This window comes from Arthrobacter sp. LjRoot14, from assembly GCF_964253905.1.
In the GTDB taxonomy this organism is placed as follows: Bacteria; Actinomycetota; Actinomycetes; order Actinomycetales; family Micrococcaceae; genus Arthrobacter.
The window spans coordinates 4,428,983-4,441,624 of record NZ_CAXURL020000001.1 but is presented as its reverse complement, the minus strand read 5'-3'; the positions used below and the strand labels follow the sequence as shown (position 1 = coordinate 4,441,624).

The window sequence follows — 12,642 nt, the reverse complement described above, 5'->3', positions numbered from 1 at the left end:
GTCACGGACGGGTCCCGGGCTCAGCCGGGACCAGCACTTATAAAGGAATAACCAATGTCAATGGATGAGACTTCTTTTCCAGCATTGACCGATGGAGAATCGACTGCTTTCCGGGGACCGCAGTCGATACCGCCTTCGGACGTGAGTGATCCGACGATCCGCGGACAGGCACGGGACATCATCGAGTCTGTACTGGGTGACGCCACTCCGCAGAGCGAGTGGGCACGTGAGCAGTTGCGGGACCGGATGGAATCGTACCCGGGTAATCCCGAACGCGCCCTCCTGGAGCACCTCATGGCTACACGGAGCATCACGGACGAGCAGTCGGATGACTCCGAGGATGCCCTTCCCAGCCCGGACTTGCCGACTCCCGATGAGGACTACGGCAATACGGTGCTCTTCACCCGCCGGAGCAGGCGCCGCATCGAGGCGATCCTCGGCGACAGGATGCTCCTCACCGCGTTCCAGCCCATCCACGAACTTCCCAGCCGGAACGTCGTGGGTGTTGAGGCGCTGACGCGTTTCGTCAGTGACGACGGCGCGAGTGCGGACCACTGGTTCAATGAGGCCGCTGCCGTAGGCCTGGGACCGGACCTTGAGTTCGCCGCCCTGCAGGCCGCCCTTGTTGCCGCGGAACAGTTGCCGGCCCACGTCTACGTGGCTCTGAACCTGTCACCGGTCACCTGCCTGGACCCCCGGCTCCGTGCGTTCGTGGAGCAATCCCAACTGGCCGTGGACCGGATCGTCATTGAATTGACGGAACGGCTCGCCGAGCATGAATACGATCCCGTCGTGGCAGCGTTGGCGCCCCTTCGTTTGCGCGGACTTCGGGTGGCTGTCGACGGCGCCGGGGCGGGTTTCGGTTCGATGAGCCAGGTCACGCACCTCAGCCCGGACATCATCAAGCTCGACCGTAGCCTCATCGCGGGAATCGACCATGCCGCGGGCCAGAAGACCCTGGGCGCGGCCATGGTGGAGTTTGCCCGGCAAATAGGCGCGGACCTGGTTGCCGAAGGAATCGAAACCCAGGCCGAGCTCACGGCGGTCATGGACCTGGGAATGGCCTACGGGCAGGGATACCTCCTGGGCCGCCCCTCGGTCCAGCCGCTCGACTGGGCCGCCTGGCGAACCCCCTCCGATCACGAGGCCTCCATTTCAGGGTCCGCCGGCCCGGCCACTTAGACGCTCTCTCAGTTCCTGCCGGTTTTTCCGGGACGCTCTCTCAGTTGTGGCTTCCTGAGCCGGGACGCTCTCTCAGTTGTTGCTGCCTGCAATCCTGCGCAGCACCGTTGGGCGAGGGGTGGGTATAGTGCCCGCTATGGATGACAAGGGAACTTTGCACCGCTACCTGCGCACGCGGCGCGCGGACCTCCTGGCCAAACTCGACGGGCTGGATGAGTACGACGCCCGGAGACCCCTGACGCCGACCGGCACCAACCTGCTGGGCCTGGTGAAGCATGTGGCCAGCGTGGAGCTCGGATACTTCGGCGAGGTCTTTGCGCGCCCGAGTCAGCGGAACTTGCCCTGGGACGCTGAGGACGCGGAACCCGACGCCGACATGTGGGCTGGTCCGGAGGAAACCCGGGAGCAGATCATTGAACTCCATCGGTTCTCCGCCGAGCACAGTGACGCCACGATTGACGCACTGCCGCTGGACGCGCCCGGCGAGGTGCCCTGGTGGCCGGAAGAACGCAGGCACGTGACCCTCCACCAGATCCTCGTACACATGTGTGTGGAAACCGCCCAGCACCTGGGCCACGCGGACATCCTCCGCGAGCTCATCGACGGTTCAGCCGGCCAGCGGCCGGGCGACCCGAACCTGACGACGCGCACCCCCGCTGAGTGGGCTGCGCACCGCTCGCGGATCGACGCGGCTGCCCGCACGGCAGCGGATCAAGTGAGAGAGCGTTCGGGTAAAACCGGCAGGATGTGAGAGAGCGTTCGGTGGGGGCGGCGGCAGCTATTCGATGGTGGCGAACAGCTCGTTGAGCTCGTCGGTCAGCTGTTTCCGGAGCGCGGGCGTGCCGATTTCCTTGCCGTCGATGTGGTTCACGGGAGCCAGCAGCCGGATGCTGGAAATCAGCCACACGGCGTCGGCATCGAAGAGGTCCCTCGGCTCCAGCGGGCCGTAGCCGAGTTCCCAGCCTGCAGCCTTGGCGGCAGCAAAGAGCGCGCCCTGGGACGTTCCCGGGAGGATGCCGCTGTCCAGCTGCGGGGTGATGAGGCGGCGCACCGTGCGGGTGCCGCCGTCGCCGTCGTCGACTGTGTCAAGGTGCGCCAGCAGGACGGTGGACGTGGGGCCTTCGAGGACGCGGCCGTCGGACGAGGTGAAGATGACATCGTCCGCCCCCTGGTTGTGGGCGTACCGCAGTGCCGCCATGTTCACCGCGTAGGAGAGCGTCTTGGCGCCCAGTAGCAGCCACGGCGCCCGTTCACCCACTTCACTGTCGTAGCCGCGGTCCAGGAGGATGACGTCAATCCCGGTCTCGCGCTGGCGCCGGCCGGCGGCGGGGACGGGCGAAGCCTGGACCCAGCAGGTGGGGCGTGCTCCGCCCTCGGCGCCGCGGGTGCAGATCAGCTTCACCACCGTCTCGTCTTCCTCCGGTGTGCCGGCGGGATGCTGGGACCGGTATTCGGCCACCGCCGTCGCGATGGCCCGGCGCCAGGTGTCCTCGCCCGGGATGTCCAGTTCCAGCGCGCGGGCCGAACCCTGCAGCCGCCGCAGATGGGCGTCCAGCTTCCGCGGGTTTCCCCCCACGGCCAGCATGGACTCAAAAACACCGTCGCCGCGGGTGGCACCCTGGTCCGTGGCCATCAGCTGGGGCTGCGACGCATCGGCGATCCGGCCCTCGTCGAACCGGGGGTCAAGGAATACGAGCACGGTGGCCGGGGCAGCAGCAGTCATGCCTCAAGCTTAGCCGCGGCCCCGGAGTCCGGACGCGGGATAGGCTGTGCTGGATGCCTCTCCGGAACCGGTCCGGCGGGCGAGTAACCGTGGGAGTCTGTCTGTGTTGTGGCCGTTTCCGCTGGTGGGCACCGCGCCTTACTGGCTCGTGCTGGCGCTGAGCATTGTTGACCTGATCATCCGGGTGCTGGCGTTGGGAATCATTCCGGGGAACCGCCGTCCCACCACGGCCATGGCCTGGCTGCTGGGAATCTTCTTTGTGCCCGCCCTCGGCCTGATCCTGTTCCTGCTCTTTGGAAACTTCAAACTCTCCCGGAAGCGCCGGGCACAGCAGGATGCCGTGAACAAGCGGGTCCGCGCCGGCACCTCCCAGCTGGCCGCCGTCGAAAGCGAATACGACGGCCCGGAATGGGTGGCGTCGGCGGCGGAACTGAACAAGACCCTTGGTTCGCTGCCCATGGTGGACGGCAACAGCGTGGAGCTGCTGCCCGGTTACCCCGACTCGATCAAAGCCATGGCCGCCGCCGTGCGCGGGGCGAAGAACTTCGTCAACGCCGAATTCTACATCATGAGCACGGACCACATCACCGACGATCTGTTCGCTGCCCTGGAAGAGGCCGCGGAACGCGGCGTCCAGGTCCGGGTGCTGTTCGACCACCTCGGCACCCTGCGGATCAAGGGCTACCGGAAGCTGATCAAGCGCCTCAAAGCGAGCAAGATCCAGTGGCGGCCCATGCTGCCGCTGCGTCCGGTACACGGCCAGTGGCGCCGGCCCGACCTGCGCAACCACCGCAAGATCATGGTGATCGACGGCGAAATCGCCTTCACGGGTTCGCAGAACCTGATCGAGCCCTCCTACAACAATCCCCGGCACCGAAAGGTGGGGCGCGAGTGGGTGGAGCTGATGGCCTGCCTGCGCGGGCCGATCGTCACCACGCTCAACGTGGTCTTCGCCACCGACTGGCTCAGTGAGACGGACGAGTCACTGGAGGACCAGCTGGCCCACCAGCCCGAGACGGCAGCGGGCGCCGTGACCGCCCAGGCCGTGCCCAGCGGTCCCGGCTTCATCACCGAGAACAACCTGCGCCTGTTCAACACCCTCATCTACTCCGCGCAGCACAAGATCTCCATCTGCAGCCCGTACTTCGTCCCCGATGATTCGCTGCTCTACGCGGTGACGACGGCGGCGCAGCGCGGGGTCGACGTCGAACTTTTCGTCTCGGAAAAGGGAGACCAGTTCCTGGTCCACCACGCGCAGCAGTCCTACTACGAGGCGCTGCTGGAAGCGGGCGTGCGGATCTACCTCTACAAGGCGCCGTTCGTGCTGCATGCGAAGCATTTCACCATCGACAACGAAGTGGCCGTTCTGGGGTCAAGCAACATGGACATGAGGTCCTTCTCGCTCAACCTGGAGGTTTCGGTGATGCTCCTTGGCGCCGACATCGTAGCCAAGATGCGCGCCGTGGAGGACACCTACCGGGACATTTCCCGCGAACTGACGCTTGAGGACTGGATGGAGCGGCCCATGGCGGTCAAGTACGTGGACAACGTCGCACGGCTCACGGCCACGCTGCAGTAGCGCCGCCCCTCGGCAGGGGCTGCCCCCGCAGCAGGCGGTGCCTGCAGCACCAGGGGTCAGCTTTCCGGGAAGTCCGCGCCGAGCGCGGAGAGGACTCCGTACGCCTTGGTCCGGATTTCGTCGTACTCCTCCTGCGGCGAGGAATCCGCCGTGATGGCACCGCCGACGCCGAGGCTCAGGTCAGAGCCGCCGGCACCGTTTGCGCGGATCACCAGCGTCCGGATGGCCACCGCGGTGTCCATCGCCCCGCTCAGGGAGAAATAGCCGATGGCGCCCGAATAGACCCCGCGCGGCGCCCCTTCCAGCCGGTCCAGGATGGCCATGGTGCTGATCTTCGGCGCCCCCGTCATGGAGCCCGCGGGAAAGCACGCGGCGACGGCCTCGGCGCGCGGCAGCCCCGGCTTCAGCCTCGCATCGATGGTGCTGACCATCTGGTGGACCGTGGCATAGCTCTCGATCGCGCAGAGCCTGCTGACGGTGACAGACCCTGCCACGGCGAAGTGGCTGAGGTCGTTGCGGAGCAGGTCCACGATCATGATGTTCTCGGCCCGGTCCTTGGGGGAAGACTCCAGGTCCTCGCGCAGCTCCCGGTCCCGGACCGGTTCCGCGGCCCGCGGGCGGGTGCCCTTGATCGGCTCGGCGCGCATGCCGCCGTCGGCCGCTATCCGCAGGAAACGCTCCGGCGACGTGCTGGCCACGGTGAGACCGCCGAACCGCAGGTAGCTGGCAAACGGCGCAGGGTTTCTCCGGCGCAGCGCCAGGTAGGTGCGCCAGGGGTCCAGCCCGTCCGGGCCGGCCGGCACCGCCGCACTGACGGCCGTGGTGAGGCACACCTCGTAGGTGTTCCCCTCGGAGATTTCACGCTGGGCTTCAGCGATCTTCAGCTTGTAGGCGTGCTCGGTATCGCGGCCTGTGAACGCGGGGGCGGGCTTTGTTCCGGGCACGACGGCGGCGCTGGCGCCCGGTTCCGAGGGGGCGCCAGCCGTCGCGCCCGCGGCAGCCGCCGCGACGGCCGAGCGGGCCAGGTCCATCCACTCCGCGGCATCGGGCGTCTCCAGGGCCAGGAGCCACACGCTGCCCTCTTGATGGTCCAGGACCACGGCCCGGCCGGCGAAGATCATGGCGGCATCGGGGATGTCCGACGGAACGTCGCTGCCGCCGGTTTCACGCTTGAGTTCGTAGCCCAGGTAGCCCAGCCAGCCGAGGGTGAATTCGCAGGGGTAGCCTTCCGGCGCCCGGAGCGCCCGGCGCCCCCAGACGGCGTCGAGCCAGCGGAAGAACGGTCCGGCGGTGGAAACAGTGGCGGTGCCGGTGGTCAGCCGGGTCACGCCGGAACGGTGCCGGACGTCCTGGCCGAAGCTGCCGCCGTCGTCCGCCATGATGCTGAAGCGGCTGCGCTCGGCGGGCGGTCCGTCCGTCCTGAGCGAAGAATCCAGCCACACGGCATTCGGCGAGCGGCCGTAGAGGGCGTCGAAGAGCCGGGCGGCGTCGGGAACGTAGTCCAGCCGCTCGGCATGGAGCTGAAGGCCGCGGCGGGCCGAGAGCTCTGGCAGCAGCACGGCCGCAAGGGCCGGAAGGTACTGGAGCGCCCGGAGGACATCATCCGGGGCGGTGCCGTCAGCCAGGTTGAGCACCCGGATGTCGGCATGGTCCTGCACCGGGTCCGTTGCCAGCCACTCATCCTCCTGCGCTGCCCACTGGTCCCAAAACGGTTCGTAGGTGCTGCCGTCACGTGCCAGGGCGCGGCTGCGGCGCTCGATGTCGGAGGACTCTGCCCAGACGACGGCGTCCAGCAGCGGGCGGGCGGATGCCGCCGCGGCGCCCACACCCTCCACGATGACGATCTCTGCCGGGAGTGTTGTGCGCGACTTGCCGTCGTAGTGGTTCTCCCAGTCCCAGCTGACCCATTCGGCAGCTTCGCCGCGGCTGAGAGGGGCCAGCACGGTAGTGACATAACGTTCGATGCCGGCCGCCAGGCCGTTCCAGCCGGGATAGACGTCCTCGAGGTGGAACAGCGACACCTTGTGATGCTTCCGCAGTCGCGCGGCAAGCTCGATTGCGAGGGTGGTTTTTCCTGCGCCGGACCGGCCGTCGACGGCAATGATCACGGGTGCAGGGGTCATGAAATAGAGCGTACCTGCTGCCCGGGCTGCTTCTGTTGCTGCACTTCCCGCCGGACGTGGTCAACGATTCCGGGAACAGCGGCTTTGATGAGGTCCCAGGTGATGTCGAAGTCGGCATGCCCGCCGTACCAGGGATCTTCGATGCCCTGGTCCAGGAGGTCCCTGCCGGAGACGGCCGGGTCGAAGCTGCGCAGCATCCGGATCCGCGCCAGCGCCTCGCCGTCGGGGGCCGTCGCCCGGAGCCAGCCGTAATGGTCCACGTCCAGGGCGAGGATCAGGTGGCGGTCACGGAACCATTCGGGACGCCACTCCCGCGCCACGTGGGCGTTGGAGGCGAGTTGGTGGGCGGCCAGCTTGCGGGCGGCCCGGGGATCGATGGGGCGGCCGGCCTCATAGGCTGTGGTTCCGGCGGAATCCACCACGACGTCGCCGGCGAGCCCCGCTGCTGCGAAGGCCTTGGCCAGCATCAGCTCGGCCATCGGGGACCGGCAGATATTTCCGGTGCACACCGCGATGATCCGGTATGGGCTCGACATTGAGGACATGGAGCAAGCATGGGGGATGGTGCCCCTTCTTGGCTAGTCACAGGCAGCGCGTATTACGCTTCAGTCAATTCTGTTTCGGATTCCGTCATATTTACCGTAGGCACTGCAGATGCGGGAACAGATTGAGTGGCATCCCAGTTATCAGTACTGAGGAAGAAAAATGAGCACTACATGCACTGCACTGGTCATTCCGGCCCGGTTGGGCGATGCCCTAAGGATCGTCGCGTTGGAGGCGACTACCGACGCTCTTCAGCAGCTGGTGGGAGGACACCTGGAGTCCGTCAGCCGCGGTGACTGGCACGTTTACCTGAACGCCGAAGGCCACCTCATGAACCTGCCGCCGAACATCCGCGCAGCCCAACTTATCCGAGAGGCGGGCCTGGACCTGTCCGATGCTGCCAGGGGTACGGCTGTGTTCCTTGGCAGGACTGAGCGCGGCGGCGAAGCGGACGTCCCGGAGCACCTGCTGCGGCGGGCCGCGGAAATGTTCGGTTCCCCGCTGGCCGCCTAGGCCGGCCGCCTGCTCAGAGGCCGGCCAGTCGTGCCACCAGGGCGTACATCCCCCAGAGGCCGGCGCCCAGGAGGAGGCCCAGATAGGCCAGTACAAGCCTGGTGTCGCGCAGGTAGCAGTTCGACTTTGTCAGCCCCTTCCGGCGGGCTTTCCAGTATCCGACGAATCCGATGGCCGCGAACACCGCCAAGGCAGCCGGGCCGGCCAGCCAGCCCAGGAGGGCGATTGTGGCGAAGACGCACAGCCGCAGCGGATCGAATGGAGCGCCGGCCTGCGGATCCGGGCCGGCGTCCGGCTGGACACCGTGGGCGCCGTGCCGGGTGGCGTGGGCGCGCACCAGCTGCGACGGCAAAGGGCCGGAGGCGATGCGCTTCGCGTCGGAATCGGAACTCATCATCATCCTTAGAGCTGGCGCACCGGTAGCAGCTGCTGGCCCGTGGCAGTGCTCATCCGTTGCTTGGACAGGGACGGCCAGGCCTGGACGGCGCAGAACGGAGCGCACTGGTGATCGCCGGCGTCGCTCTTGGTTCCAACGTGCACGCAGCATTGGGTGAGCCGCTCCTCGATCATGGTCGAAATGTCCATAAACGGCTTGACCATGATCCGCGTGATGCGTTCGCCGAGAAGCCGGCGCAGCCGTTGCTGCTGGCCCGGGAGCTTTCCGGCCGCCAGGGTAGTCAGTGTGCCGATGCCGAGGTCGCACTGGGTGCAGATGTTCTTCCAGAGATCCACTGTTTTCGGGTGGGACAACGATGACTGTTCGCTCAGCAGGTCGAGCAGCGAGGACTTCATGAGGGTGCGCAGCTCGAGCGGGATGGTGCTGTCGGCGATGCGGTTGGCGATGCTGTCCGGATTGAGCTCCAGCCAGGCGAGCAGCTGATCGTGCCCGATGAGGGCCGTCAGCGACCGCCACACGCCGGAGTCGTCCTTGAGCATGTAGCCGACGGACGCGCAGTGCGGATGCGAGCACGGCAGGGCTGTCAGGTCATGCCAGGAGACCACCCCGTTGGTTTGCTCCGCCAGCCTTTCGAGCACGCCCGTGTGGGTGAGCCGGTCCAGGGGATCGATGCCGTGTCCGCGGCCGGAGCCGAACACCGGCTGCAGCGCGACTCCGCCCACGAACGGGGTTTCCAGCGCCCGCATGACGACGGCGCCCACCTCGCCGTCGTTGACGCCGAGCGTCGCCGTCATGGTCAGGGTGGTGAAGACGCCCGCCTCGGACAGACGCGAGATCGCCGCATCCTTGAAGCGGGTCAGATCGCCACCGCGGTGATGGATCGATGCCTCTTTGGAGGGCCCGTCGTACTGGAGGTAGACCTCCACCCGGTCGCGGTGCCTGGCCAGCAGCGCCAGCAGTTCGTCGTCGGTCGCGATCAGCATGCCGTTGCTGTTCACCATGATCCGGACGATCGGACGTGCAACCAGCTCCTCCAGAAGCTCGGCGAGATGGGGGTAGAGCGTGGGCTCGCCGCCGGAGAGCATCAACACGTCAAGGCGCCCGTTCTCCCGGGCAAGCCGTGCATCGATATTCGCGAGCACCTCGGTGAGCGGCGCCACCCCCTGTAATTGCGGGCCGGACGAGGTGAAGCAGGTGGGGCAGCGCAGATTGCAGTGCTCGATGATGTCCTGCAGGAGGATGCACGTGTGCTGTGTCTGCATGGCGGGAAGCCCGTAGGCGTAGGCCTCGGGTACCGGGCGGAAGTTGTCCGCCTGGTCGGGGATGTGCTGCTTGGTGGGTGCCTGCCATTTCTCCAGGTAGCGCAGGATTTCCGGCGATTCGTCGTACAGCGTGCGCACCAGGCCGTGGTCGGGGCAGCCGCGTTCGAGCCAGACGCGGTCGTCACGGATCAGCAGCACCCCGGACAGGCGCCGCACCTGGGCAAGCGGAGGGTTGGTCTCATGGCAGCGCGGGCAGAACGCCGTGACGTAGCGGTGAATCCGGTCGCCGCGCAAGGGCTGTCCGGGGCCGGGAAGCGTCCGTCCTGCGGCCAAGGGTGAAGGGCTCATGTCAGGCTCCCATCTGAGCGAGGGATCCGACGCAGAGTCCGCCGCCAAGCAACGTGAACATTCCGAGGCCAATCAGAAGCCCGGCGCCGAAACGCGATGTCCGCCGCCTGAGCGCAAGCAGTATGGCCACCAGCAAGTACACGACGATCGGTATGAACGCGGCTAGCCCGCCGAGGCCGAAGGAGCCCCATGCGTAGGGACCGACGGCCATAAGGGACCCGACGTAGACCACATAGAGCGCCACGGCGCCAAGCACGATGCCGAGCGCCATGGAGCCGCCGGCCGGTTGTTGCACCGGGCCATGGCCGCCAGGTAAGTCGTGACCATCCGCCGGCGGGTTCTGAGGCGGGGATGGGGCAGGTTTCCGGGGCGGGTTCCCGGGAATGTCAGGGGAGTCCTCGCTCATGCCACTCTTCCTTTCAGCTCCGGGCGGAGCGGTTTCCCGAACACCCGCCGGATCCGCCAGCCCAGCAGGGGGAGAACCGCCAGCAGGAACCACTGGGGGCGGCTCATTCCCAGCCAGATCACCTCATTGCCACGAACAAATTCCACCCCGAACCTGAACAACGCGTAGGCGGTCACATAACAGATGAAAAGGTCTCCGGGATGCGGGAGGCGGTCGCGAAAACGCCACATGACGGCGAGCGCGGCGGCGTGGAACACAATCTCGTAGGCAAAGGACGGATGGAGTCCGGCCCCGGCGGGCCCGCCGATCAGCGCAGCCTGCGCGGGGGTGAGCACGATGCCCCACCCGCCGCCGGTCGGAGTGCCCGGCAGTTCGGTGAGGAGGCAGCCGACCCGCCCTAGAACCATCGCCAGCGCGACAGCGGGTGCGAGCAGGTCGCCGGTGGCCTCTTTGTAGCCTGTGAGCCGTTTGCCCAGATGGACCCCGAACCATGCGCCGACCAGGCCGGCGAGGATGCTGCGGTCGCCGTTGCCCCACCAGTCCGCCAGGGAGACCTGCCGGGAGATATCCCAGGTCAGCACGCGTGATCCGATGGCCCCGAAGGCGACGGCGAAGCCTGCGATGGGCCACAACCGGGGATCAGTCAGGCCGCGACGGCGCTTTTCGTAGGCGTAAAACAGCAGGGCTGCGACGATTCCGAGCCCTGTCAAAACGCCGTGCACAAGCCCATCTCCCGCGAAGGGAAGCCCGATCATGTGCAGAGTGTAACAGCGGGTGCTCAGGCTGCTTTGACCACGGGGAGCTCGTCCCAGTGCGTGGTGTACCTGGGCGAGAGCATGGTGCGCTGCATGGACCAGTCCGGCCCGCGCCGGATTCCGGCATGGCCCAGACCCACGGATCCGCGTCCGTAGCGGCGGGTGATGTCCTCCAGCAGGGGGCCGATGCCGCGTTCTTCGTGCGGGTTGGCAAACGCCGGCAGGGGTGACTGCTGGCCCGAGGGGCGCAGGTCGGTGACCATGATGCCCGCGCGGACGTATTTGGTCCCTTCCTGGATCCGGGGGAGCAGGGCATGCGCGGCCCTGGTCAACAGCACCGGATCCGCTGTGGGCATGGGCAGCGTGACGCAGACCGACGGGCAGGACGTGTCCAGCGGGTTGTAGTGCGAGGTGCCGGCGAAGGCTGTGAGGATCTTGGCCTGCAGGCTGTGCTTGGCCAGGCGGGCGCTGGCTTGCTGGCCGTAGACGCTCATGACCTGTCGCAGGTCCGCGGCGGTGGTGATGGGCGTGGAAAACGATCGGCTGAAGATGAGCTGGTCACGTCCAATGCGCTCTGCTTCCATGGGGATGCACGCGGTGCCCTGCAGTTCCAGCACCGTGCGCATCAGCACCACCGAGAAGCGGTCGCGGATCCGGACGGGATCGGCGCGGGCAAGGTCCAGGATGGAATGGATGCCCAGGCTGTTCAGGCGTCTGGTGAGCCGGGCGGCCACGCCCCAGAGTTCGATGACGGATACCCGGCCCATCAGCGCTTCGCGGGCCGGGGCCGGCATGGAGTCCCAGTGGCACACGCCGTTGAGGCCGGGGTTGTTCTTCGCCCATTTGTTGGCCAGCTTCGCGAGAGTCTTGGTATTGGCAATTCCCACGCAGACCGGCACCCCGACGTTGCGGCGGACAGCCGTCTTGATGGTTTGTCCGAGACGCAGGAGTTCGTCCGGGGTGCCTTTGACTCCCAGGAAGGCTTCATCGATGCTGTAAACCTCCAGCCAGGCAGAGTAGCGGCCCAGAAGCTCCATCACGCGGGCGCTGATGTCCCCGTACAGCTCGTAGTTGCTGGACTTGGCCACCAGACCCCACTCCGTGGCCCGGGGTGCGATCTTGAACCAGGGTTCGCCCACCGGGATGCCCAGAGCCTTTGCTTCAGGGGACCGGGTGACCGCGCAGCCGTCGTTATTCGAGAGGACCACCAGGGGGCGGCCTTCCAGGGAGGGATCGAAGGCCCGCTCGGCCGAGGCGTAGAAGCAGTTGACGTCCACCAGGGCAATCTGCCGGGCCGTGTCCTGCGCTCGCCTCTCAGGCATGGCCCGCGACTCAGACATGGTGCAGACACCGCGTGGCCACGCCCCAGATCACCAGGTCCGACAACGCCGGGACCCTGATATCCGGATACCGGGGGTTGTCCGCCTGCAGCACCACTCCGGATGCCGTAACCCTGAGCCGCTTGATGGTCAGTTCACCGTCCAGGACCGCTATGACCACTGATCCGTCCTTGGGGTCCAGGGCACGGTTGACGATCAGCTCGTCGCCGTCGCTGATCCCGGCCCCCTCCATCGAGTCTCCGGACACCCGCACGATGTAGGTGCTGGTGATGTCCTTGATCAGGTGTTCATTGAGGTCGATCCGGCCGTCAAAGTAGTCCTGCGCCGGCGAAGGGTACCCCGCTGCGACGGGTACAGGAGAGATCAATACCGACAGCAGGGATGTGCCCGCGTCTATCACGCGGGGACCGATAACTATGCCCACAACACACCTTTATTCGAATATATGTTCGATACTTCAGTGTAGACCCA

The 12,642-nt window shown here is 66.7% G+C and carries 13 protein-coding genes; 4 read left to right on the top strand and 9 right to left on the bottom strand.

Annotated features, from left to right (window positions below):
- Positions 1-141 precede the first annotated feature (141 nt).
- Together ACSQ12_RS20160 and ACSQ12_RS20155 are read left to right on the top strand one after the other, a co-directional pair.
- The gene (locus ACSQ12_RS20160; RefSeq protein WP_436066669.1) at positions 142-1,182 is read left to right on the top strand and encodes an EAL domain-containing protein; all 1,041 of its coding nucleotides are present in this window, start codon (positions 142-144) and stop codon (positions 1,180-1,182) included.
- Between the two features lie 136 nt (positions 1,183-1,318).
- A complete protein-coding gene (locus ACSQ12_RS20155; RefSeq protein ID WP_436066668.1) occupies positions 1,319-1,933 on the top strand; it encodes a DinB family protein in 615 nt (204 codons plus the stop codon).
- A 27-nt stretch (positions 1,934-1,960) separates the two neighbouring features.
- Here ACSQ12_RS20155 and ACSQ12_RS20150 read toward each other — a convergent pair whose 3' ends face one another.
- Positions 1,961-2,905: an aminodeoxychorismate lyase gene (locus tag ACSQ12_RS20150; RefSeq protein WP_209742067.1), complete on the bottom strand. Its 945-nt coding sequence runs from the start codon at positions 2,903-2,905 to the stop codon at positions 1,961-1,963.
- A gap of 103 nt (positions 2,906-3,008) precedes the next feature.
- Between ACSQ12_RS20150 and cls the strand changes: the two genes are divergently transcribed.
- A complete protein-coding gene (cls, locus tag ACSQ12_RS20145; RefSeq protein ID WP_436066667.1) occupies positions 3,009-4,484 on the top strand; it encodes a cardiolipin synthase in 1,476 nt (491 codons plus the stop codon).
- 56 nt (positions 4,485-4,540) lie between these two features.
- Here cls and pabB read toward each other — a convergent pair whose 3' ends face one another.
- Entirely contained in the window at positions 4,541-6,607 is a 2,067-nt protein-coding gene (pabB, locus tag ACSQ12_RS20140; RefSeq protein WP_436066666.1) for an aminodeoxychorismate synthase component I, read from the bottom strand.
- Positions 6,604-7,152, bottom strand: a complete 549-nt coding sequence (locus ACSQ12_RS20135) for a low molecular weight protein-tyrosine-phosphatase (protein ID WP_011693672.1) — start codon at positions 7,150-7,152, stop codon at positions 6,604-6,606. The genes pabB and ACSQ12_RS20135 overlap by 4 nt, the downstream gene beginning before the upstream one ends.
- A gap of 160 nt (positions 7,153-7,312) precedes the next feature.
- On the opposite strand from ACSQ12_RS20135, the gene ACSQ12_RS20130 reads away from it, so the two are divergent.
- On the top strand, positions 7,313-7,663 hold the full coding sequence (locus ACSQ12_RS20130; RefSeq protein ID WP_436066665.1) for a DUF3846 domain-containing protein: 351 nt from the start codon (positions 7,313-7,315) through the stop codon (positions 7,661-7,663).
- A gap of 13 nt (positions 7,664-7,676) precedes the next feature.
- On the opposite strand, the gene ACSQ12_RS20125 is transcribed toward ACSQ12_RS20130, so the two are convergent.
- Genes ACSQ12_RS20125 through ACSQ12_RS20100 form a run of 6 tightly spaced genes read right to left on the bottom strand, consistent with a single transcriptional unit; the run spans position 7,677 to position 12,595 of the window.
- Positions 7,677-8,057 carry a hypothetical protein gene (locus tag ACSQ12_RS20125; protein ID WP_436066664.1) on the bottom strand — a complete coding sequence of 127 codons (381 nt, stop codon included), beginning with the start codon at positions 8,055-8,057 and terminating at the stop codon, positions 7,677-7,679.
- A gap of 8 nt (positions 8,058-8,065) precedes the next feature.
- A complete protein-coding gene (locus ACSQ12_RS20120) occupies positions 8,066-9,670 on the bottom strand; it encodes a radical SAM protein (protein WP_436066663.1) in 1,605 nt (534 codons plus the stop codon).
- A gap of 1 nt (position 9,671) precedes the next feature.
- Positions 9,672-10,076, bottom strand: a complete 405-nt coding sequence (locus tag ACSQ12_RS20115) for a hypothetical protein (RefSeq protein ID WP_436066662.1) — start codon at positions 10,074-10,076, stop codon at positions 9,672-9,674.
- Positions 10,073-10,831 carry a prolipoprotein diacylglyceryl transferase gene (locus ACSQ12_RS20110; protein ID WP_436066661.1) on the bottom strand — a complete coding sequence of 253 codons (759 nt, stop codon included), beginning with the start codon at positions 10,829-10,831 and terminating at the stop codon, positions 10,073-10,075. The genes ACSQ12_RS20115 and ACSQ12_RS20110 overlap by 4 nt, the downstream gene beginning before the upstream one ends.
- 23 nt (positions 10,832-10,854) lie before the next feature.
- A complete protein-coding gene (locus ACSQ12_RS20105; RefSeq protein ID WP_436066660.1) occupies positions 10,855-12,153 on the bottom strand; it encodes a Y-family DNA polymerase in 1,299 nt (432 codons plus the stop codon).
- A gap of 10 nt (positions 12,154-12,163) precedes the next feature.
- Entirely contained in the window at positions 12,164-12,595 is a 432-nt protein-coding gene (locus ACSQ12_RS20100) for a LexA family protein (RefSeq protein WP_043485064.1), read from the bottom strand.
- Positions 12,596-12,642: the final 47 nt, after the last annotated feature.

What these genes read in the sequence shown, in the direction of transcription:
- ACSQ12_RS20110 (WP_436066661.1), bottom strand. Translation starts at nt 10,831, where the DNA reads ATGATCGGGCTTCCCTTCGCGGGAGATGGGCTTGTGCACGGCGTTTTG.
- ACSQ12_RS20155 (WP_436066668.1), top strand. Translation starts at nt 1,319, where the DNA reads ATGGATGACAAGGGAACTTTGCACCGCTACCTGCGCACGCGGCGCGCG.
- pabB (WP_436066666.1), bottom strand. Translation starts at nt 6,607, where the DNA reads ATGACCCCTGCACCCGTGATCATTGCCGTCGACGGCCGGTCCGGCGCA.
- ACSQ12_RS20120 (WP_436066663.1), bottom strand. Translation starts at nt 9,670, where the DNA reads ATGAGCCCTTCACCCTTGGCCGCAGGACGGACGCTTCCCGGCCCCGGA.
- ACSQ12_RS20115 (WP_436066662.1), bottom strand. Translation starts at nt 10,076, where the DNA reads ATGAGCGAGGACTCCCCTGACATTCCCGGGAACCCGCCCCGGAAACCT.
- ACSQ12_RS20150 (WP_209742067.1), bottom strand. Translation starts at nt 2,905, where the DNA reads ATGACTGCTGCTGCCCCGGCCACCGTGCTCGTATTCCTTGACCCCCGG.
- ACSQ12_RS20130 (WP_436066665.1), top strand. Translation starts at nt 7,313, where the DNA reads ATGAGCACTACATGCACTGCACTGGTCATTCCGGCCCGGTTGGGCGAT.
- ACSQ12_RS20105 (WP_436066660.1), bottom strand. Translation starts at nt 12,153, where the DNA reads ATGCCTGAGAGGCGAGCGCAGGACACGGCCCGGCAGATTGCCCTGGTG.
- ACSQ12_RS20125 (WP_436066664.1), bottom strand. Translation starts at nt 8,057, where the DNA reads ATGAGTTCCGATTCCGACGCGAAGCGCATCGCCTCCGGCCCTTTGCCG.
- ACSQ12_RS20135 (WP_011693672.1), bottom strand. Translation starts at nt 7,152, where the DNA reads ATGTCCTCAATGTCGAGCCCATACCGGATCATCGCGGTGTGCACCGGA.